Source organism: Pseudomonas sp. Irchel 3E19 (assembly GCF_900187585.1).
Taxonomy (GTDB): domain Bacteria; phylum Pseudomonadota; class Gammaproteobacteria; order Pseudomonadales; family Pseudomonadaceae; genus Aquipseudomonas; species Aquipseudomonas baetica.
Genome location: NZ_FYDT01000027.1, coordinates 62164 through 81476, shown reverse-complemented (window position 1 = coordinate 81476; position 19313 = coordinate 62164). Strand labels below are relative to the sequence as shown.

Below are 19313 nucleotides of genomic sequence, written 5' to 3'. Positions count from 1 at the left end.
TGTTCCTCGTGCAGTGCTGCGGCGCGAGCCTCATCAGCAGATCAAAGATTCTTGAAGGGCAAAGCAACATCGACCAGCAGAGCTGGCCGATGTGTGAAGCGGCCAGCCGTAATTAAACGACTGGAGCACGCCAGTCATCGGAACCCGAAGTACCGGATACTTCGTGGGTCCAGGTGATTTTGCGGTAGGTGAACTGCACTTCTTCCAGGTGGGTGAAGTGCGAGTTGCCTGGATCCTGGCAGTTGTGCATTTTGTTGTTGATGGCGACGATGATCGCGTCTTCCAGTTTGGTGGTGTAGTAGTGCTCTTGAGTACCTTGAGCCGAAGTACGGAACCACTGGATAACGATTTCGCTCATGCGCTCGCCGGAAGTCAGAGCGGCTTGCAGCAGTGGCGAAGCCTTGTCGTAGACCTTGGTGATCACAACTGGCTTGTGAACGCGCTGACCGGTTGGCTGACCGGATTGCGGGTCACGCGGGATGATCACGTCGTGGCTGAAAGCCTGAACCATGACCTGGTCTTCGTGGCCTTCCTGGTAGGTGTTGCCAACGGAGTCGGCGGTGAAGGCGCCGGCAGTGATCAGGCCTTGTTTTTCGCCGGTAACCGACATGTACGCTGGTGTAGCCATGGGTGTGCTCCTTGCTGGAAATTAAGAGTGCCCGGGAGGCGAAAATCGCCCGGTGGGTGGCTGAGTGTTATCAAGGAGCGTGCCAACTTTTGTGAAGTCCCCGGCTACCGGGGACTTCGTGGTTTCGAATGGCATTTCTGATCGTTTTTTGATCAGTGATCCAGCCAAAAGTGCGCAAGAAGTTGCGCAGTTACGCAATGCACTGCGCAACTTCTTGCGCACTTGGGCTGCAGGCCTTGCAGCGTAAGGCCTGTAGCGGTTTTAGGAAGTGTTTTATTACGGGCTACTGCGCAACTTCTTGCGCAGTATGGCGTTATGCCATGATTGGCGAATGTATCGTTTTTACGGTCTCGAACAATTTAACGGGCGGACTGCTTTCGGCCCAGAGTGTGTAAAAACGCCTTCGCGAACTCTTGCTATGATTTCTGAGGATTTCATCGCAGGGATCGCCCATGAAGCGCTTTATCCAAGGTGAACATTGAGGCCAAGGCACCTTACTTCCCGAGAGCCTCGACGACTACGTCAGCGATACCAATCCGGTGCGGGTAGTCGACGTCTTCGTCGACGAACTCGACCTGGTCAATCTGGGTTTTGAAGGTGCCATTCCAGCTGATACTGGCCGGCCGGCTTACCACCCCGCGATCCTGCTGAAGATCTACATCTACGGCTATCTCAACCGCATCCAGTCGAGCCGACGTTTGGAGCGAGAAGCCCAGCGCAACGTCGAACTGATGTGGTTGACCGGGCGTTTGATGCCGGACTTCAAGACCATCGCCAACTTCCGAAAAGACAACAGCAAGGCCATCAGAGGCGTCTGTCGCCAGTTCGTTGTGCTATGTCAGCAATTGGGGCTGTTCGGAGAACATCTGGTCGCCATTGATGGCAGTAAATTCAAAGCAGCCAACAACCGCGACCGCAATTTCACCAGCGCCAAACTGAAGCGGCGCATGGAAGAAATTGAATCGAGTATCAACCGTTACCTAGCGGCACTCGATGCTGCCGATCGGCAAGAACCCATAGCTTCCGAGCCCAGTGCCGGGCGGCTGGAAGAGAAAATCGCCAAGCTCAAAACTCAAATGAAGGAGCTTCAAGCGATCGAAATCCAGCTCAATGAATCGCCGGATAAACAGGTCTCACTGACCGATCCAGACGCCCGTTCCATGATGACGCGCGGCACAGGAATCGTCGGCTACAACGTGCAGACAGCGGTCGATACTCAGCACCATTTGATCGTTGCACATGAGGTGACCAACGTCGGTTCCGACCGGGATCAACTCAGCTCAATGGCCAAGCAGGCCCGCGAGGCGATGGCGTCAGATACGTTGTCGGTAGTGGCTGACCGAGGTTACTTCAAAAGCGAACAAATCCTGGCTTGTCACGATGCAGGTATCACCGCCTATGTGCCCAAGCCGATGACCTCTGGAGCCAAGGCAGACGGGCGTTTCAATAACGATGCCTTCATCTATGACGTGGCAAAAAACGAATACATTTGCCCGGCTGGAGAGGCGCTGATCTGGCGCTATACCAACGTTGAAAAAGGCCTGACGTTGCACCGTTACTGGAGTTCGAAATGCCGGGGCTGCGCAATGAAGCCGCAGTGCACACCGAGCACACAACGGCGGGTTCGACGCTGGGAGCATGAAGCCGTATTGGAGGAGATGCAGCTTCGGCTGAGCAAAGCACCGGAGATGATGCGAGTCCGAAAGCGGACGGTTGAGCATCCCTTCGGGACGCTCAAACAATGGATGGGTGCGACGCACTTCCTGACGCGAAAGCTGGCCGGGGTGGGCGCGGAGATGAGTTTAAATGTGCTCGCCTACAACATGAAACGAGTCATGAAAATCATCGGTGCTCACGGTTTGATGAAGGCGCTATCGGCATAAAAAGCTGATTTTGGCCCATCCCAGAGGCTGTAAAAACAGCGTTGAAGTGTTCCAGGTCGCGACTGATGCAATACGCAGCATTTGCCATGCGATCGTTCAGCCACGAACGTCAATGATCCAAGACGATGAGGCCTTGAGCGTTTTTACACACTCTGGGCCAGAAGCAGTCGTTGTTGAGGGAGGGTTTTCGACTAAGCTGGGTCCGCTGCTTTAAGGTTGTATATCAACCAATCGATGAAGAGTCGTGCACTGTTCTCACTATCGCGATGGGTCAGCAAGGCCCAGTTAGGGCCGCGAATGGTTTGCTCTACTAAGGGTCGCAATAATCCGTTGGCGCGTGCTTGTTGGCTTAGCAATTGGCTGACCAATGCAATGCCGATGCCAGAACAGGCCGCGTCAAGCAAAAGGCCGGGGTCGGAAAAATTCAGTCCTTGATCCATTTGTCCTACATCAATGCCCGATTCCACCGCCCAGTGATTCCAGTCCATTTCCCTCTCGCCATGCAACGTGGTGCGCTGTTTCAACGGAACGTCCCATAGTTTCGGATGGCAGGCCGGGTAGAGGCGGTCAGCATGCAGCACATCGAAGCTGCATTCGGCCTGCGAGCTGATGTCGTCCCGCACGGCTATATCGATCGTTTGCGTTGCCATGTCCGGCACTTCATCGGTACTAAAAATCCACAGATCGACCTGAGGATGCTGTTGCCGGAAATCCGCCAGACGCGGCAGCAGCCAATGTCGGGCGAACGCAGGCGTGGTGTTGAGCACCAGTTGATTGGGCTTCTGATATTGCCCAAGGCGACGGATGCCGACCGCCAATTGCTGGAGCATCGCCTGCGTGGTGCTGAGCAGATCGTGGCCGGCGTCGGTCAGGCTGACGCTGCGTCCGCTGCGGAAAAACAGCGGCTGCTCCAGGTACGCCTCAAGACTGCGGATCTGTTGGCTGATGGCCGACTGCGTGAGGCTCAGTTCCTCGGCGGCCTTGTGAAAACTGCCCAGCCTTGCAGCGGCTTCGAAGCCGCGCAACGAGCTGAGAGGTGGCCAGTGTTTCAGCATTATCGATAAGTTCCTCTAATCAGTTATCTGCTAAATCCATCGTTTGTTTGCCCTTGGTGCCGCCATTAGCATGCACGTCAACGCCGCCAAGGCTGTTTTCATTGAACACAATGGCTTAACTCAAAGGGCTTTTTACCATGCAGCAGAACAAAAACAACAACAGCGGTTGGATGATGCCGGCAGAGTGGGTGACGCACGCGGCGACCTGGATGGTCTGGCCACACAATCAGGCCCTGTGGGAGTCGGGCTGGGGCGTCACGTTGGTGTTGGTGCAGGAAGATTTCGCCCGCGTCGCCAATGCCATCGCCCGGTTCGAAACGGTGAAAATGGTCGTCGATCCGTCGGCCATCGCCCGTGCCAAAGCCTTGTGCGGACCGAACATCGAACTGATTCCACTGGCAGTCAACGACAGCTGGTGCCGCGACTCCGGCCCAAGCTTCGTGGTTCACCCTGAACAAGGTCTGGCCGGTGTGAGCTGGCGTTTCAACGCCTGGGGCGGCAAGTCGGCCCATGATCTGGACGAAAGCCTGGCCCGTCGCGTGCTCAATCACTTGGGCGGCGAGTGCTTCGGCACGGCGCTGAGCAACGAGGGCGGCGCGATCCATGTGGACGGTGAGGGCACGCTGATCACCACCGAATCAGTGCTGGTCAATCCCAACCGCAACCCCGGCGTGAGCAAGGCCGAAATGGAAGATATCTTCAGTCGCCTGCTCGGCGTGAAGAAAACTATCTGGCTGCCGGGTGATCCTGATTACGTGACTGGCGACATGACCGACGGCCACGTCGATGGCGTCTGCGCCTTCGCTCGCCCTGGTGTGTTGCTGGTGGACGCAACCCATGATCGTAGCTCGGTGTACGCCGAAGTCGTGCGGGAAAACCGTCGCGCACTGGAACTGGCCACCGACGCCCAGGGCCGCAAATTCGAGCTGATCGAACTGTATGAAGCAACCGATGCGGCGGACACCGAAGCCGAAGTGTTCTGCGCCTCGTACACCAATTTCTACATCGCCAACGGCGCGATCATCATGCCGGCGTACGGCATCGAGGCCGACCATGTGGCGGCAGAAACCCTGGCCAAGGCCTTCCCGGGACGTGAAGTGGTGCCGGTGCAGATCAATCATCTGGCCCATGGAGGCGGCGGTGTGCACTGCATCACCCAGCAACAGCCAGCCTGGCCAGTGGAGGGTTGATCGATGACGATATTGAAAGTCGCCACCACCCAGATGCCGTGTACTTGGGACCTGAAGGGCAACCTTGACCGCGCCGAGCAGTTGGTGCGTGAAGCGGCCGGGCAGGGCGCACAGGTGATCCTGTTGCAGGAGCTGTTCGCCACGCCGTATTTCTGCATCGAACAAAGCCACCATCATATGGGGCTGGCCGAGGAGTACCGCGACAGTCAGGTGCTGTCGCGTTTCGCCGCGCTGGCCCGGGAACTGGGCGTTGTGTTGCCGCTGAGCTGGTACGAGAAGGCCGGCAATGCCTACTTCAATTCCCTGAGCGTAGCCGATGCCGACGGGCGCCTGTTGGGCGTGTACCGCAAGACCCACATCCCCAACGCCATCGGCTATCAGGAGAAGGAATATTTCAGCCCCGGCGACACCGGTTTCAAAGTCTGGGACACCGCCTTCGGTCGCCTCGGCGTAGGCATCTGCTGGGATCAGTGGTTCCCGGAAACCGCACGCTGCCTAGCCTTGATGGGCGCCGAAGTGCTGCTGTTTCCGACGGCGATCGGTTCTGAGCCGGGCTGCGCGGATCTGGATTCGCGCGACCATTGGCAGATGACCATGCGCGGTCACGCGGCTGCGAATATGTTGCCGGTGATCGCTTCCAACCGCGTTGGCCGTGAAGTGGCGGGCACCGATGCGACGCTGCAAATGAATTTCTACGGCTCGTCGTTCATCTGCAACCACAAGGGAAAAATACTCGCCGAAGCCGACCGTGCCAGTACCGGCGTGCTGGTGCAAAGCCTCGATCTGGCAACCATGCGCGAAGAGCGTATGAGCTGGGGCATTTACCGCGACCGTCGCCCGGAAATGTACGACGCATTGTTGAGCCAGGACGGCCGTCACCTTCACGCCCGCTGGAATCCTCAAGGAGTCTGATATGCCTACTTCAAAAAAGAGGTTGCTGAGCGCTCTGGGCCTGGCGCTGGCTAGCTTGATGCCGGCTGTGCACGCTGAAGACAAGACACTACGGTTGTACAACTGGGCGGATTATTTCGCCGAAGACACGCTGACTAGATTCACCGCCGAAACCGGGATCAAGGTGATCTACGACGTGATGGACGGCAGCGAAACCCTGGAGGCCAAGATGCTCTCCGGCGGCAGCGGCTACGACCTGATCTTCCCCGGTGACACTGTGGCCGAACGGCTGATGCGTGCCGGCAGCCTGTTGCCGCTGGATCCTTCGAAGGTCACGGCGATGAACGACATCGAGCCAGGCCTGCAAAAGCTGCGCAGTCATTACGAGCATTCGAACAAGGCCACGGTGCCGTACACCTGGGGCACTATCGGTCTGACCTACAACGCCGAGCAGATCAAGCAGCGCATGCCCGACGCCCCGGTCAACAGTCTCGACATGCTGTTCAAACCGGAGCTGGCGGCGAAATTCGCCGATTGCGGGATCTCGATGATCGACTCGCCGGACGAAGTGCTGGCCGTGGTGCTCAATTATCTGGGCCGCGACCCGCGCAGCGCCAAGCCTGCGGATCTGGCGGCGGCCAGTGACTTGCTGATGAAGCTGCGGCCGTACATCCGCAAGTTCCAGTCGCAACCGGTGACCGATCTGGTCAACGGCAATCTGTGCCTGTCCCTCGGCTACAGCGGCGACATGACCCAGGTCCAGCGCACCTCGGACAGCGCCGGCAAGCATACCAGCTTCCAGTACCGCGTTCCCCGCGAGGGCACCACGGTGTGGATGGACACCATGGCCATTCCGGTCGATGCCAAACACCCGGAATACGCCTACGCCTTCATTAACTTCGTGATGCGTCCGGAGAACATGGCTGCGATCAGCAATTTCACCGGTTACCCGACCTCCAACGCGAAGGCCCGGCCGAGCGTGGACGAGGTCATGCGCAATAACCCGGACATCTACCTCGACGAAGCGACCTATGCTCGTCTGATACCGGGCAAGGATATTCCCCAGGCCGACATGCGCGCCCGCATGCGCACCTGGACCAAGTTCAAGACCGCCACTGCAAAGTGATTTTTCCGGGCTGCTTTGGCAGCCCCTTACACATCAGGAAGTTACACATGCCAACTCGTCGCGAGTTCATCAAACAGGTTTCAGTCGCCGCCGGCGTAGGCGCTGCCGTTATGGGCCTCGGCCTGGCACCGGCGCGCGTACTGGCGGCCAGCGAAAGTCGCTGGTTCATGCCCGACGAGGGCGACAAGCACGAACGCGCCTACATGGCCTTCGGCGCGCAGGATGCGATCTGGGAAGACTTCACCGAAGACGTCCAGGAAGCGCTGGGCCGGATCGCCCGCGCCATCGCCCGTTACGAACCGCTGACCATCTACTGCCGCAGCGGCGAACGCAGCCTGGCTGAAGAGATTTGCGGCACGTCCAACATCACCTACCAGATTGCCAATCTCGACGACATCTGGATGCGCGACATCAGCGCCAACTTCGTCATCGACGACAAGAACGGCCTGGGCGCGGTGGACTTCAACTTCAGCGGCTGGGGCAACAAGCAACAGCATTCGAAGGACGCGAAGATCGCCAAACGAGTGGCGGCCGATGCGCAGGCGACCTACCAGCGCAGCGAGCTGGTGGGCGAGGGCGGCGGCATCGAAGTCGATGGCTACGGCACCGCGATCATGACCGAAAGCTGCTGGGTCAACGAAAACCGCAACCCCGGCTGGAGCAAGGCTGATGTCGAGGCAGAACTGAAAGCACGCCTCGGTTTGCGCAAGATCATCTGGCTGCCGGGCATCAAGGGCAAGGACATCACCGACGCCCACGTCGATTTCTACGCACGCTTCGTCACGCCCGGCGTGGTCATCGCCAACCTCGACACCGACCCGCGCTCCTACGACAACAAGGTCACCCTGGCGCACCTGGAAATCCTGAAAAAGGCCACCGATGCCGATGGTCGCCCGTTGCAGATCCACACCGTTTCGCCGCCGCTGAAACCGCGCAAAACGAAGTTCAACAGGGACAACGACGATTTTGCGGCCGGTTACATCAACTACTTCGTGATCAACGGCGCTGTAATCGCACCGGAGTTCGGCGACCAGGACGCCGACAAGAAGGCCTTCGACCTGTTGCAAAAGCTCTACCCGGATCGCGTAGTGGTACAGCTCAACATCGACGCCATCGCCGCCGGTGGTGGCGGGATTCACTGTGTGACCAGTCATCAACCAGCTTAGATAGCGGCACCGCGTTGCCAACTGGAAACGCGGAAGCCCCAAACAGCTACGGTACGCAGGAAGCCATGTTTGCAGCATTGGCTTGTGCTTGGCTATGTCTGGCATTAGCGTCGGCTAAAGAGAGCGGTTGACATCCTGTTTGATGTGCAAAGAGTATTCGTGTCTATAACTCACTGTTTCCAGTAAGTATTGGGAAGACTTCAGATATATTCGCATCAAAAAGAGTTCACCAGTAACGACCGAGTAAAGTCATAAAAAATGGGTTACTGATGACCGCTTTTGGCTGAAAGCGGTTGTTTTTAAACGGCCGCAACCAGCCAATAGCGGCCCTCCAAGCGATGTTGACTGTAACCGCCATTGAGTGCAAAAAGATGAGCATAAACACACGTCAACTGAATTTTGATAATTAAAAATATCGCGCTACGGTACGTCTTTTATCTAGCCTCTTTTTCCGCCATCTGGCTGCAGCGAGACGTGCCTGGGAGCGGACTTTCAGTGGAAGTAGTAGTCGCTAAATCCATGCCATCGAAATACCCTGGGTCTACAGCTCCAAAGTGCCGATAAGTCGACAAATTGTTTCGACCAAAACAGAATTGCAGCTTTGGATGGTTGGAGCTGATGAGATTCTGACCCACTGAGTCGATGCCATGCTGGCGATAACAACTGGCTGTCATGGGTATCCGAGCCTGTTTTCAACGCAGTAAGATTGCCCCGCAAGCATTTTTCGCACACGCCTAACCGACGCTCAAAGCCCTAGCTCATTGGCGAGCTCGGGCGTGTTCTTCTTGAGGTCGACGATGATGTGGCTCAGTGGTACCGCCTTGTTGACCCTGTCCAGCCGCTCACAGGTCTGCGGGTCTCGGCGGAAGCCCAAATGGTGGAGGGCGATCATCTGGCCTTGGGCATTGAAGACCGCCGCCCCGGATGCGCCGTGCTCCGTATCGCAATCGTGGGTGATCTCGCGAGGGCCATCGCCCTTTAGCCAGTTCGGATGGTCGAGGGTGAGAACCTTGCATTTGTCGCTCACCTGTTTGATCTGACACATGCTGTGGTGGACGATGAACGCGTCATCAAGCTTTGCGTCAGGAGTATTGGCTAGGCGCTCGTATACCGGTTCGCCAGCCACACCACCGCTACCAACGACAGGCTGCACGCGCAGCACTGCGTAATCCAGTGCATCGCTCTTAGCCTCGACATGGGTGCAGTTGTACTGGCGTCTGATCGTGCCACCATCCCAAGCCAAATCCAGCGTTGCATTGACGCATACATTGCCTTCCCAGTAATCGGCGGGTTGCATCCAGCTGTTGTCGCCTCCGCAATGCCAGTTGGTCAATGCTAGGCTTGGGCTGATCATCATGGCGGAACAGCACCAGGCGCTCCTGTTGCCCCCAGGCGACTGCTGAGCGGTCATAAGCATGCCGACCTTAGCGCCGGCCTTGCGCGGCAGAATATCGCCCATTGCCCCATTTTTGGGGAATAGGTCGTTCCAGCCCACGACGCCGGGCGTCTGTACGGAGAACACACGTTGGTCACCGCTTTCTTTCGGCAGGGCGATACCAGCAGGGATCTTGATGACAATGTCCGAGTCGGGCCGGGCGGTCACCAGTTCGACCTGAACCCGATCATGGAACAAGCGGCCGGTCCAGCGTGATACCGTCAGCTGGCCTTTGTCAGTGAAATCGTTCGGGCCAAAGCTCGCGAGTACCCGATAGTCGGGGGCATAGACCAGGAGATGCCACTGGCGGTCGGTACCCGAGGCAACCTCGAGGCGCAATTTCATGCTGTCGACGGTCCATTGCCCGGCGGGTGCCTTGATGGGCTGGAATGGTTGGCTGGCCGTGAGCCGCGCTCCTAGGGAGAACCAGGCGCCAAAGTTGGTGACGGACTCGCCGGTCTTGCATTGGTCGGCAAGCACATCTGCCCCCATCACCATCTGGCAGAGGAAAAAGGCGTGTTTAAAGACATTCATTCTTCTCAATGCCTCTTGGGGAAAAAATGATGTCTTGGATATCGGCTAGGGGAATTGGATCGTCCCTGTCGCAGAGCGTCAGCTCGCCTTCGGCCACTTGTGTTGGGCCGATGCGGCGTACCACCCCGGGGTCACCGACGCCATTGAGCAGGTCATAGGCATAGGCCATCTGGCTACCATCGGATAAGGTCAGGACGCGCTTGAGGGCATTGCGGCTGGCCTGGTCACGATTACCGCTGGGATCGGCGAAAAAGATAGTTGGCGTTTGTATCCCCCGAATCTTCACGGCTCGCCATTGGCCGCCTTCCTTCAACCAGTGCCGCTCGGGATCGAGCATTGCCAGTACCGGGTCGGCGACCCCGGCGGCAATCTTGGTTCCGTCTGGATTAGCGGAGCCGTCGGGGTTTCGTGACATGGGGCGGGAAGTGACCTGCAAGCGCACCTTGATTGCCACAGGCTCGAGATAGGCCTCTGGCCAGGCTCCGCGCATCGCCGCAGCAACACTGGCGATCAACGCCGTGGCCTGCGACGTACCGCTAGCCGAACTAATGCGGTCGGTCGTCACCCATCCGGGTATCGATTGCCCTCCTGGCGCAGCGAGTTGGACGATTGGACTGGGGCCGCTGCCAAAGTTGGCGCTGGGCATCAGGCGGGCGTTGTTGCGACCGCAACTGGTACACGCCGTGACGACGATGACATTCGGCAAATCGCCGAGGTTCTGCGGTGCATTGCTGGAAATGTTGGCCAGCTCGCTGGGTTGTTCCTGCTCCGTGGCGGTTTGCCCAGCGGAGACGATGAATAACGACCGCGAATTCTTGACAGCCTTGAGGATCGCTTCCTGCCAGCGGTACTCGGAGTTACCCAAGCGTTCACCCAAAGGCCTCAAGGTTTTAAACGTGAACTTTGTCGCCGCCACATAGATCGCTCGTGTCATGCCGCGTGGCGCGTCCGCGTCACCAAGGATCTGTTGCTGCAATTGGACGTTGCGGTCTGGGACCGGGTCCAACTGATCGTCGTCCCTTACCTTGTTCCAGACGAAGGAGAAAATCGCAGCATTGGTTGAAATGCTGCGAAAACCGTAGCCTTGGCTGCCGATCAAACCGGCTAGGTGAGTGCCGTGGAATCGATTGCTGAAAGGTGAAGCCCACTGGCAGCTCAATGCTTTCGTAGGTTTTGTTTTGACATAGGCGGGGAATAGGTTAGGGGATGGGTCCAGTGGGGTATCGATGAGGTACACCGGCACGACCCGGATATCGCGTTTCGCACCGCCAGGGTACATGCTGTCGCGCACGGCCGTCAGTGCGTCGCGGTCGTAGTCGAACTGGTTAAGGTAATCGATAGGTTTTTCATCGCTTAGACCTTTGGGGCAGGTATCTGCTGTCAACGCGTTTTCGGCGTAAAGCCGCGAGCCGTTATCAGTTTCATGGGGTATTACATCGAAGTAAACATTGGCGCTTTTACTGTTTTCCAATTGCGCACGGATTTTCAACGATGTTTCGTCGGTGTCCGTCGGTACAACGAACTGGTAGGCGCGGTATTGCACGACAGAGCTAGGTGGATGTTCGGCAGCGCCGGGGATGCAGTTGACGACCCGCGGCTCTAGATTCGACCAGTATTTGAACAAGGCATCCGAGGCCGGAGTGCAGTTGTCGCGGGTGAGCGGACCTGCTGCGGCCACCCGTTTGCTGGCGATCGCCGGCCAGGTAGCCAGGGTGGGCAGGTTGATCGCCTCTCCGATCTTCAACTGTTGGGTCGTCGGTCGATTAGGGTTGAGTTGCCGAACCACTTCCAACATGGGGGGGCATGGAGGGGGATAGCCACGTTTGTCGAGCAGGCCGCACAGGGTGTCGCCGGCTTGTACCTTGTAGAGTTCACTCGGCAGTCTGTCTTCCTTGCCCAGGTCCAGCATGATCTTCGCGACGTGCTGCCCAACGTTGCCGCCTTCAAAGGACACCAGCACGCCGCTGTCGATCTGCGTAGGCAGGTTCGATTGGCTGCTAGGTGCTTCGGCGATTTCCTTGCGCATTTGTTCGAAGGCAGAGGGATCGGGAGGGGGAACCAGAGGCAGGTCAGGTTCTGCTGCCATTACCGCGCCCAGTGGCAAACTTAACAACCACAGTGGATTCATGGCAAATCACTCCCCGTAGGTGGCGCGATGCCCGGCCTTGTCAGTGTTCTGCAAGACGAGACTCTTGGTCCCGCCACTGCCACACAAGTAGTGCATGACCGACTTTGGATTGTAGGGTGATATCTCCTGCCATTTGTTGCCCTCCCGGACACAGCCAGGTATCCCAACCGCCTGTTCGTGTTGATAGCCCAGCACGTGGCCCAACTCGTGCCGCAGGATGCCGACACGGTCGTAATCGGAGGTGAAGTAAGCGGGAGTGATGCGCACGTAGCGTAAGGCTGGCGCTGCGTTGGGGAAAAAGCCCACTGCGAAGGCCCCGTCAACATTGGCTGAATAGCGCACAATGAAAGTTACCTGGCCTGTTTTCGGCTCGGGGTCCAACGTGGACTTGTGGACGAAACTGATTGCACACTCCTGGCAGAACATCCAGTCCTGCGCGGCCGCTTGCATATTGTCCACCACCATCTGGTATTGGGCTCGGCTGGGAAAGCTTCCACGGTCCACGGCATAGGTCAGCTGTCGCTGGCCCTTGGGCCAGATCACCTTCTTGCCCTGTTCGGTCAATACCAGAAGCTCGCCATCCCTTGCGGTTACCTGGCCGCGGCGTAGGGCCATCAGGTACGCCTGGACACCTTCCTCGTCCAGTAAAAGGTCACCTTCGAGAATGTAGTAGATCGCATTGCCTTGTTCAGTAATCACCAGCTGGGGCAGTTTGCCGAGGAACGGCTTGAACGCTGCATCGAACGACTGTGCCGAGACAGCGGCTTCGATGTCTTCCCGGGAGAGGGTCGAGGCTGTTGCCAAGGCCGCGAAGGACAAGGCTGTCAAGATATACCAGCGGAGCATGTCAGAGCCCTCTGCATGGTCGCCGACTGCGCAACTCCCGACGATGATGGTGGTTGTTACCCGCTCCGGCGGGTGCCACAACACTGGGTATAGATATGGCGGTTTAATTGCGCAATGCCACTAGTCGGATGATGACACTATCGACCTCAACTCGGGGCGGCACGGTGTGGAAGATCGACTATACCCAGTCATGCAAATTGCAACTTCGGCAAGGAAGACAGAGGAGCTTCGCGATGCATAAGATAATGGCGGTGGCTTTTTCAAGCCTATTGTTGAGCGGGTGTCAGACATGGACGATGTTCACCACGTCCAAACTTGATCCGGCAACCGGTGATCAGGAACGTGTCATGCTGGTACCGGTGACGGCGCAGATTTTCGAAGTAAGCAAGGGCAGTACGATATCCACTTGGCAGCAACTGTTCGGCCGTCGGGATGATGGCAGATGGAAGCAATTGTGTGTGCCAGATGCGAACCCGGCGCTGGCTGCGGTTCTGGTACCTGTGTTGACCGCTATCGGCAATACCGCATGGGACCTGAGTGTCGCGGCCGTCAACCGCAAGGTTGGTGAATTCCAGGAACGCTCCATCAAGTCCTGGAACGCCTCATGGTCTGGCCCCACGGCAAATTGGGACAGCTCGAGCTGCGTGGTGTTGGCCAGAATCAAAGACCAAGCCGACCCAGCGGCGCAAATGTCCATTTTGCTGGTGAAGCAGTCGTTCCAGACACATGATCAGGAAACAGCCGCTTTCCAATTCGCGCCAGCACTGGTGGCATCGCGGACCAGTCGGGCGTTAACCAAGGATGAGGGGCAGGGCAAAGGCCGCATAGGTCTGAGTGTCGCCGCTGCCGCTACAGGCTTCAAGTCCGGAAGCGCGCAGGAGAATGTCGCCGACGCGGTGAGCATCGGTGGGATAGCGGTGTCTGCTCCGTCGTCTAATGGCCCGCTCAACTACAAGTCTGTGGCTGAAGATTATTTCAACTACACGAAACCGTTGAAGTACCCGGCAAGCAGTAATGTGTACATCAACTTCTCGGTCGTGGAGACCGGCACGCTCGCAGGGCTGGATAGTCAGAGCAAGGCCGAAATCAAGGCTATGACCGACGCCCTTGGCCCAGTGGCCAAGGAGGCCTGGAAGAAAAAACTCGAAAAGGAAGGGAAGAAAGAGGACTAGAGCGTATGCGCAAGGGCCTTATGATCTGCTAGTGCCGCCCACCGTGTAGACGCGACCTGGTGTTCCAGCTGCGCCTAATTGGCAGGATTTAGAGGAGGTGTGATTCAGATCATTTCCCACATTGCACATGCAGGGGCCTGTAAGGGTTGAGATCCGAGTTGGAGGGTATGCTATTGGCTGGAAGCTGCCTATTGAAGGTTGCTCCGTAACTTGAGTTTCGAAGTCGCACCAGTGATGTCGAGGGCAGGGTTGCGGAAATGACCGAAAAGATGCGGAAACGATCCATGAAAAGAGGCGCAAAATTTCTGAATGCCAGAAACGACAAAGCCCTGAATAATCAGGGCTTTGTCGGTACAAAATATGGCGGAGGCGATGGGATTCGAACTCATGGACCTGTTACAGTCGACGGTTTTCAAGACCGATATGCAAAGCCAATGAAACCGGGGCCTGTAGCCGCTTTTCGTTACGATACGTTTATTTTTTGACACCTCTACAGCCCGCATTCTACAAGGGGCGGATTTTGAGTTTTGTAACGGTTTTTGGGACTATTTCGATGGCTTGGCAATGGCGCCAACTCGTCGATAAACGCGCTCGGTAATGTCTCCTTTGGTGTGCCCCAAGAGTAGGCTCGCATCGCCGACGTCGAGGATTTCCGACGCCGCTTTCGGCCTGATGTCTCTGAACTGGAAGCCTTCGATTTTCTCAGCGAGCTGAACATCGCCTTTTTCTTCAGCTTCTTTCTTGGCTTTTTCTCTGGCGTTGTCCCATCGATCGCGAAGCATCTTCGCGGTCATCCGCTTGCCGCGTGCGCTCACGATCAAATAGCTGCAAATGTGCTGAGCATTGCGCTCGGCCATTTTCCCGATCAACAGGCCCAGACTGTTTGGCTCATCACCGTCAGTAATCTGGATACGCAGCTTTTTGTGTGTCTTGTTCTGCTGCACACCCAAGTAATTTCCCTCGACATCGTCCTTCCTCATGACCAGGACATCTGCCGGTCTTTGCCCGGTCAGATAGGCCAAGTCCATCGCGTCTTTCAGCTCTTGAGCTGCCTTTATGTAAACAGCATCCCAAACCACATCATTTGCGTAATAGTCCCTCGGTGTTTCCTTATTTTTTCGCACGCCCTGGCAGGGATTTTCTTTGGTGGTCAGCCCCCATTCTCGAGCAATGTTGAAAACGTGGGAGAGGGTGGCAATCTCGCGATTCGCCCGAACCTTGGCGGTCCGCGCGTCGCGGTACCCTGCGATAGTTGCAGGGGTGATTGAGTCGATGGGAGCGCTGTCGAACATCGGCCGAAGCTGCTTGATCTCCGCCAAATTGTCCTTCTGCGTCCGTGCCGCTTTCTTCGATACGATGTCGCGGATATATCGGTCGAAGATGCCTTTCATGGTGCGTAGATCAAGCGGCTTTTCCTTCGCCTCCAGCTCCGCCCATTTGACCCTGGCCAAGTCCAGATCCTTGCCCAACGGGATCGCCTTGCCTGTCATGTCCAGATAGTAATAGGCGATCCAAACCTTTCCGCTTTTTCGTGTTCGCGTCCACTGGTACATTCGAGGCGGCAAGTTGCGTGTGTCGGCCTTGCGGGGGCGCATATCAATTCACTCGCGAGTAGTCTGGTGTCCATACCGGTGCTGCCGGCGGCGGGTTCGGATCGGCAACTGTAGGGCTGATCATGCCCAGCTTCATGCGGGCATACATGCGGCCCACCAGCGGGCGCTTGCCGCGGCTTTCGACGAACACCCACTGGCGATCAATCAGCCAGCGGCGCTGGTAAGCCCGGGCCTTGTAGCCGGTGAGTGCGGCCAGTTCCTCGTCGGAGAGGATTTCGGTTTCCATGAGGTATTGCTCCATGCCGCGCGTGGCGGAAGAAGGTGGTGATAGGTTATGCGCCGACCTTGGCCAGAACTGCGTCGGCGACTTTCATGGCCGCCTGAGCATCGTTGACGTATGCAGGATCGAAGTAGCCGGCCAAGTGGATGGTTGCTTGGCAGGCGCACAGGTTCTCTCGGTTGAGCTTCAGTGCGGCGACCAGCTCGTCGTTCAATTCGCGCTCCTCTCGGCCGATATCCCAAAAGCGCTGGCCCCAGTGCCCAACTGGTGGCGGGTTGTTGTTCTGTGCGCCGAACGCCAGTGCACCGACTACAGAATCCAGCAAGTCGCGCTTGTAGGCGTTGTCGCCGTCGATGCTCAGGCCACGCCGGCGCAGGGTGGAAACAACCTCGTCCAGGTCGAGCCATTTGTCCTGCAGCACAATATCGAGTTCTGGTTTTTCAGGGGTGTAGATGGTCAGGCAGAGCTTGGCGCCTTCAGGAACGCTGGCGCTGATCTTCTCCAGCGCATCGCTCGCTGTTTCGTGGAAGCGGTTCATTGATGACATATGAATTTCCCACCCGCCGTACAATGGCGGATCTAAAGTTGAAGGTTTTATAGAGCGCTTTTGAAACTTGGTTGAAGGAGATCTTCGTATGGGCGGTGCAGACGCTTCGGAAATAACTGATGGTCAAATTTACGAGGCCATCGGAATGGCAGTTGTCAGTGCGCAGCAGTTTGAAAATATTTTTATAATTGCTTCCAGGCTGGCAATTAAGCAGGCTAACGCCCTTACGATCGAAGATGTTGTTTCGATTAACGCCTCGAAGGCACTTAAGCAACCAGTGAAAGCTCTTTTAAAGGAGTTGTCCGATGTGGAGCCTATTGCCCAGCTTGAAGAGAGGGTTCTTGAGCTAATTCAGAAGCGCCACACCGTCGTGCATCGTATTCATGAGCAAACAGGCTGGCCGGGAAATATTAATAATCAGCAGAAAATTGACCTGCGGGCTTTGTGCATTGAGATAAGTGCTGAAAGCCTCGACCTTCACACAATCTTTGTTCAGCTGCTAGGGCAGTGGGCGATGCGATTTCCAAGTATGCGAGAGGGGATCGAAGCAGCAAAATTACATGAGATGTTTCGTCGGGATCGATCAGGGTTATGAGCTAGACGCAATCGCCGAATGCGATGTGATCTGTTTAGTCATCGCCACGGCCCCCTGTAGATGATGTATGCCATTTAGAGCGGGGCCAAGATCATGGCGCCACCTCGCGGCGTGCCCACCAGCAGACCGGGCCATCGTCGGTGTCGTGAATCGCCAAGCAGAACCAGCCTTCGCCATCTGGACGCTCAGGCTCCCAGTAACTGAAATCCGGGTCGCCGGCTTCGAAGTAGCGATCAGCAACTGCCTCGTCGGCGTATTCGAGGCATACCTGCGTCACTTTCAGCCCCTGCTCCGCAACCCAGGCTTTGCACTTGTCGCCGTCACCCTCGTCGAAGTCGGGCATATCCGGGTGCTGGAAAGAACCCATTTCGTCGCGCAAGACTGGGGCTGGCTGGATCAAAACGATTTCTTCAGGCATGACTTCGTCCTTGCCGCTATAGCGGCTACTATTAATGGGATTCAATGCTTCTGAGAGCGCACGAGGCGTTGCACTGTGAAATAGTGACGCGACAGTTATTTGTCGATTTATGAGGAATTTGCAGATGAGATTTACTGACTTATTTAAGCCGTATTTTTCTGTTGCGAATCTTTTGCTATTAACGTCTCTCATCTACATGATGTTCGTATTTGATTGGAGTGGTTCGACGGTAGCGGCGTGGGTTCAGGCGGTCGGATCCGTAGCGGCTATTCTCGTTGCATCTGAAATTGCATCGAGGCAAGGACGTGAGCAAGCAGAGATGTCGAATAATAAAAATCTGGTGATATTCGACGGACTTGGGCAGTTAGCACAGCGCGCAGTGAGAGTGGGGGACGGCTTGCACACGAGTACCATTACCGGAACACTCGAGATGAGTTTAAGTTTGTATTCGGGGCTTAAAAGAAACTTCGATTCTATTGATATTCTTGCATTGCCTGTTCCGGAATTAGTCGATCCCGTTTGTACTATTCGAGACAGCTTGCAGCGTCTGGAAAGAGATGTAAGCTTTGCGGTAGCCACCGGCATCCAAGAAAAATACTTACTAGAGCGGCGCTATGCGATTGATGTCGCTCTTATTATTTGGGCTAAGGGGCAGATAGTCGAAGCTCGTGCCCATTACCAAGGATGCACCGGAGACAGTATTCCTTCGTCCTTAAGGTTCAAGGAAATCGTTAAAAATTTACTTGCGAAGACAGATGAAGATCAAGGGGTAAAATAGCTACAAACCACATCTCAGAAATGCTTGAAATCGTGCATATAGCTTGGTGTGTGCTATTTCCAGCAATGCTGGTCATTGGAACTGCTGAGTCGATACGCTTCATGCCGCCTCCTGCAGTAGCTGTTCCCGGCGAAGCGTCTGCTGCACCGCGAGGATGATTCGCTCGAGGTAGGCGTAATCGGGATTGGGCTCAGTTGCGGCGCTCGTCATATGCCACCACTCATCGCCGAACAGCTTGGTCATCAGTTCGCTGTGGGCACCGTGGAGATGATCAAGCGATGGTGATTCGCGCAGATCCTCTCCCGCGTCGAACATCTCGCGGGCTTCGTCCGATGTGTAGCTGAATCGACGTCGCCCTTTCAGCACCAAGCGCTGCGCTTCGTTCGCCAGAGCATCACCGCTGAATTGTCGTGATCTCAGAGCTGGGTCGAAGTAGCCGATGATGTAGCTGGTGTTCAACTCGTAGAAGAACTGCGCAATGGTGTGCCCATCCCACATGCCGCCCCAGTAGGCGGTCCAGCTCTTCCCCCAGCAGCTGACTGTGATCTTGCCTCGTTTGGGCGCCAGGTCTTCGAGGAACACGGTGATCGGGTCGAGACTCGGCGCGCCGGTGATCACCAGCTTCGTTACTGTCGAGCGCTCAACCTTCAGTGGCTCGGCTGGTTTGTTTTCTGTGGGCATGGAAATACCTCGCCGAGAGTCGGCTACAGTTGATTTGTCGTTCACAAGGAGGGCAGGAGAATGGCGTGCTTGATCTGCGGCGAGACAGATATAGAGCTGCTGTCGGCAGGACATTTCGTGGAGAGAGATTGTCCAGGGTGTGGGTACTACGGCGTTCCTAAACAGCTCGTCGAAGAAATGTTGATCCGCAAGCAAAAATTTCACGTAGAGCGCACCAGGGCTTACTTGACGATGCGAGCCGAAAATAAGCAGTCCCCGTGGATCACCCCGGTCGATATCAATATTTACCTTTTGCTGGATATCTCAATCCCCTGAGTGAGTAAGCGGGAGGTGCAGTAGCTCAGTTTAGTTCTTGGCGCATGAGGTGTCCTATGCCGGGGCGGTGGAGGGTGGTTTGAGATCAGCTA

Annotated in this window: 19 protein-coding genes and 1 pseudogene; 10 read left to right on the top strand and 10 right to left on the bottom strand. The window is 56.5% G+C overall.

All coding sequences use genetic code 11. The features are described 5' to 3' along the window. Positions 1-112: 112 nt before the first annotated feature. Positions 113-628 carry an Hcp family type VI secretion system effector gene (locus tag CKW18_RS17930; RefSeq protein ID WP_007919523.1) on the bottom strand — a complete coding sequence of 172 codons (516 nt, stop codon included), beginning with the start codon at positions 626-628 and terminating at the stop codon, positions 113-115. Positions 629-1080: 452 nt separating this feature from the next. On the opposite strand from CKW18_RS17930, the pseudogene CKW18_RS17925 reads away from it, so the two are divergent. Then, positions 1081-2511 (top strand): annotated as a pseudogene (locus CKW18_RS17925) (IS1182 family transposase). Positions 2512-2702: 191 nt separating this feature from the next. Here CKW18_RS17925 and CKW18_RS17920 read toward each other — a convergent pair. Beyond that, positions 2703-3566 carry a LysR substrate-binding domain-containing protein gene (locus CKW18_RS17920; protein ID WP_095190022.1) on the bottom strand — a complete coding sequence of 288 codons (864 nt, stop codon included), beginning with the start codon at positions 3564-3566 and terminating at the stop codon, positions 2703-2705. A gap of 137 nt (positions 3567-3703) precedes the next feature. Between CKW18_RS17920 and CKW18_RS17915 the strand changes: the two genes are divergently transcribed. The 4 genes from CKW18_RS17915 to CKW18_RS17900 are packed head-to-tail and all read left to right on the top strand — an operon-like array spanning position 3704 to position 7939. Beyond that, complete coding sequence (locus CKW18_RS17915) at positions 3704-4756, top strand: agmatine/peptidylarginine deiminase (protein WP_095190021.1); 1053 nt, start codon at positions 3704-3706, stop codon at positions 4754-4756. 3 nt (positions 4757-4759) lie between these two features. After that, entirely contained in the window at positions 4760-5668 is a 909-nt protein-coding gene (aguB, locus tag CKW18_RS17910) for an N-carbamoylputrescine amidase (RefSeq protein ID WP_095190020.1), read from the top strand. A 1-nt stretch (position 5669) separates the two neighbouring features. Then, the gene (locus CKW18_RS17905) at positions 5670-6773 is read left to right on the top strand and encodes an extracellular solute-binding protein (RefSeq protein ID WP_095190019.1); all 1104 of its coding nucleotides are present in this window, start codon (positions 5670-5672) and stop codon (positions 6771-6773) included. 47 nt (positions 6774-6820) lie between these two features. Then, a complete protein-coding gene (locus CKW18_RS17900; protein WP_095190018.1) occupies positions 6821-7939 on the top strand; it encodes an agmatine/peptidylarginine deiminase in 1119 nt (372 codons plus the stop codon). A gap of 745 nt (positions 7940-8684) precedes the next feature. On the opposite strand, the gene CKW18_RS17895 is transcribed toward CKW18_RS17900, so the two are convergent. Genes CKW18_RS17895 through CKW18_RS17885 form a run of 3 tightly spaced genes read right to left on the bottom strand, consistent with a single transcriptional unit; the run spans position 8685 to position 12882 of the window. After that, on the bottom strand, positions 8685-9908 hold the full coding sequence (locus CKW18_RS17895; RefSeq protein ID WP_095190017.1) for a serine protease: 1224 nt from the start codon (positions 9906-9908) through the stop codon (positions 8685-8687). Continuing rightward, entirely contained in the window at positions 9895-12036 is a 2142-nt protein-coding gene (locus tag CKW18_RS17890; RefSeq protein ID WP_095190016.1) for a S8/S53 family peptidase, read from the bottom strand. Before CKW18_RS17890 ends, CKW18_RS17895 begins: the two co-directional genes overlap by 14 nt. Before the next feature lie 6 nt (positions 12037-12042). Continuing rightward, a complete protein-coding gene (locus tag CKW18_RS17885; RefSeq protein WP_095190015.1) occupies positions 12043-12882 on the bottom strand; it encodes a hypothetical protein in 840 nt (279 codons plus the stop codon). 233 nt (positions 12883-13115) lie between these two features. Between CKW18_RS17885 and CKW18_RS17880 the strand changes: the two genes are divergently transcribed. Next, positions 13116-14054, top strand: a complete 939-nt coding sequence (locus CKW18_RS17880; RefSeq protein WP_095190014.1) for a hypothetical protein — start codon at positions 13116-13118, stop codon at positions 14052-14054. 257 nt (positions 14055-14311) lie between these two features. Then, a complete protein-coding gene (locus CKW18_RS30060) occupies positions 14312-14539 on the top strand; it encodes a hypothetical protein (RefSeq protein ID WP_141233114.1) in 228 nt (75 codons plus the stop codon). Positions 14540-14599: 60 nt separating this feature from the next. Here CKW18_RS30060 and CKW18_RS17875 read toward each other — a convergent pair whose 3' ends face one another. From CKW18_RS17875 to CKW18_RS17865, 3 genes are read right to left on the bottom strand one after another with little or no spacing between them, the layout of a single operon-like run. Beyond that, positions 14600-15649: a tyrosine-type recombinase/integrase gene (locus CKW18_RS17875; protein ID WP_095190013.1), complete on the bottom strand. Its 1050-nt coding sequence runs from the start codon at positions 15647-15649 to the stop codon at positions 14600-14602. A gap of 1 nt (position 15650) precedes the next feature. Continuing rightward, positions 15651-15893: a DUF4224 domain-containing protein gene (locus tag CKW18_RS17870; protein ID WP_095190012.1), complete on the bottom strand. Its 243-nt coding sequence runs from the start codon at positions 15891-15893 to the stop codon at positions 15651-15653. Positions 15894-15939: 46 nt separating this feature from the next. Continuing rightward, complete coding sequence (locus CKW18_RS17865) at positions 15940-16434, bottom strand: hypothetical protein (protein ID WP_095190011.1); 495 nt, start codon at positions 16432-16434, stop codon at positions 15940-15942. 88 nt (positions 16435-16522) lie between these two features. Here CKW18_RS17865 and CKW18_RS17860 point away from each other — a divergent pair, with 88 nt between their 5' ends. Next, a complete protein-coding gene (locus CKW18_RS17860) occupies positions 16523-17029 on the top strand; it encodes a hypothetical protein (protein WP_095190010.1) in 507 nt (168 codons plus the stop codon). Positions 17030-17120: 91 nt separating this feature from the next. Here the strand turns inward: CKW18_RS17860 and CKW18_RS17855 are convergent, their stop codons facing one another. Beyond that, positions 17121-17447 carry a hypothetical protein gene (locus tag CKW18_RS17855; RefSeq protein ID WP_095190009.1) on the bottom strand — a complete coding sequence of 109 codons (327 nt, stop codon included), beginning with the start codon at positions 17445-17447 and terminating at the stop codon, positions 17121-17123. A 124-nt stretch (positions 17448-17571) separates the two neighbouring features. Here CKW18_RS17855 and CKW18_RS17850 point away from each other — a divergent pair, with 124 nt between their 5' ends. Further along, positions 17572-18225 (top strand): hypothetical protein, encoded by a 654-nt coding sequence (locus CKW18_RS17850; RefSeq protein WP_095190008.1) that lies wholly within the window; start codon positions 17572-17574, stop codon positions 18223-18225. Between the two features lie 99 nt (positions 18226-18324). On the opposite strand, the gene CKW18_RS17845 is transcribed toward CKW18_RS17850, so the two are convergent. Then, positions 18325-18906, bottom strand: a complete 582-nt coding sequence (locus CKW18_RS17845) for a hypothetical protein (protein WP_095190007.1) — start codon at positions 18904-18906, stop codon at positions 18325-18327. Between the two features lie 60 nt (positions 18907-18966). Between CKW18_RS17845 and CKW18_RS17840 the strand changes: the two genes are divergently transcribed. Next, positions 18967-19221, top strand: a complete 255-nt coding sequence (locus CKW18_RS17840; RefSeq protein ID WP_095190006.1) for a hypothetical protein — start codon at positions 18967-18969, stop codon at positions 19219-19221. Positions 19222-19313 lie beyond the last annotated feature (92 nt).

What these genes read in the sequence shown, in the direction of transcription:
- CKW18_RS17930 (WP_007919523.1), bottom strand. Translation starts at nt 628, where the DNA reads ATGGCTACACCAGCGTACATGTCGGTTACCGGCGAAAAACAAGGCCTG.
- CKW18_RS17920 (WP_095190022.1), bottom strand. Translation starts at nt 3,566, where the DNA reads ATGCTGAAACACTGGCCACCTCTCAGCTCGTTGCGCGGCTTCGAAGCC.
- CKW18_RS17915 (WP_095190021.1), top strand. Translation starts at nt 3,704, where the DNA reads ATGCAGCAGAACAAAAACAACAACAGCGGTTGGATGATGCCGGCAGAG.
- aguB (WP_095190020.1), top strand. Translation starts at nt 4,760, where the DNA reads ATGACGATATTGAAAGTCGCCACCACCCAGATGCCGTGTACTTGGGAC.
- CKW18_RS17905 (WP_095190019.1), top strand. Translation starts at nt 5,670, where the DNA reads ATGCCTACTTCAAAAAAGAGGTTGCTGAGCGCTCTGGGCCTGGCGCTG.
- CKW18_RS17900 (WP_095190018.1), top strand. Translation starts at nt 6,821, where the DNA reads ATGCCAACTCGTCGCGAGTTCATCAAACAGGTTTCAGTCGCCGCCGGC.
- CKW18_RS17895 (WP_095190017.1), bottom strand. Translation starts at nt 9,908, where the DNA reads ATGAATGTCTTTAAACACGCCTTTTTCCTCTGCCAGATGGTGATGGGG.
- CKW18_RS17890 (WP_095190016.1), bottom strand. Translation starts at nt 12,036, where the DNA reads ATGAATCCACTGTGGTTGTTAAGTTTGCCACTGGGCGCGGTAATGGCA.
- CKW18_RS17885 (WP_095190015.1), bottom strand. Translation starts at nt 12,882, where the DNA reads ATGCTCCGCTGGTATATCTTGACAGCCTTGTCCTTCGCGGCCTTGGCA.
- CKW18_RS17880 (WP_095190014.1), top strand. Translation starts at nt 13,116, where the DNA reads ATGCATAAGATAATGGCGGTGGCTTTTTCAAGCCTATTGTTGAGCGGG.
- CKW18_RS30060 (WP_141233114.1), top strand. Translation starts at nt 14,312, where the DNA reads ATGACCGAAAAGATGCGGAAACGATCCATGAAAAGAGGCGCAAAATTT.
- CKW18_RS17875 (WP_095190013.1), bottom strand. Translation starts at nt 15,649, where the DNA reads ATGCGCCCCCGCAAGGCCGACACACGCAACTTGCCGCCTCGAATGTAC.
- CKW18_RS17870 (WP_095190012.1), bottom strand. Translation starts at nt 15,893, where the DNA reads ATGGAAACCGAAATCCTCTCCGACGAGGAACTGGCCGCACTCACCGGC.
- CKW18_RS17865 (WP_095190011.1), bottom strand. Translation starts at nt 16,434, where the DNA reads ATGTCATCAATGAACCGCTTCCACGAAACAGCGAGCGATGCGCTGGAG.
- CKW18_RS17860 (WP_095190010.1), top strand. Translation starts at nt 16,523, where the DNA reads ATGGGCGGTGCAGACGCTTCGGAAATAACTGATGGTCAAATTTACGAG.
- CKW18_RS17855 (WP_095190009.1), bottom strand. Translation starts at nt 17,447, where the DNA reads ATGCCTGAAGAAATCGTTTTGATCCAGCCAGCCCCAGTCTTGCGCGAC.
- CKW18_RS17850 (WP_095190008.1), top strand. Translation starts at nt 17,572, where the DNA reads ATGAGATTTACTGACTTATTTAAGCCGTATTTTTCTGTTGCGAATCTT.
- CKW18_RS17845 (WP_095190007.1), bottom strand. Translation starts at nt 18,906, where the DNA reads ATGCCCACAGAAAACAAACCAGCCGAGCCACTGAAGGTTGAGCGCTCG.
- CKW18_RS17840 (WP_095190006.1), top strand. Translation starts at nt 18,967, where the DNA reads ATGGCGTGCTTGATCTGCGGCGAGACAGATATAGAGCTGCTGTCGGCA.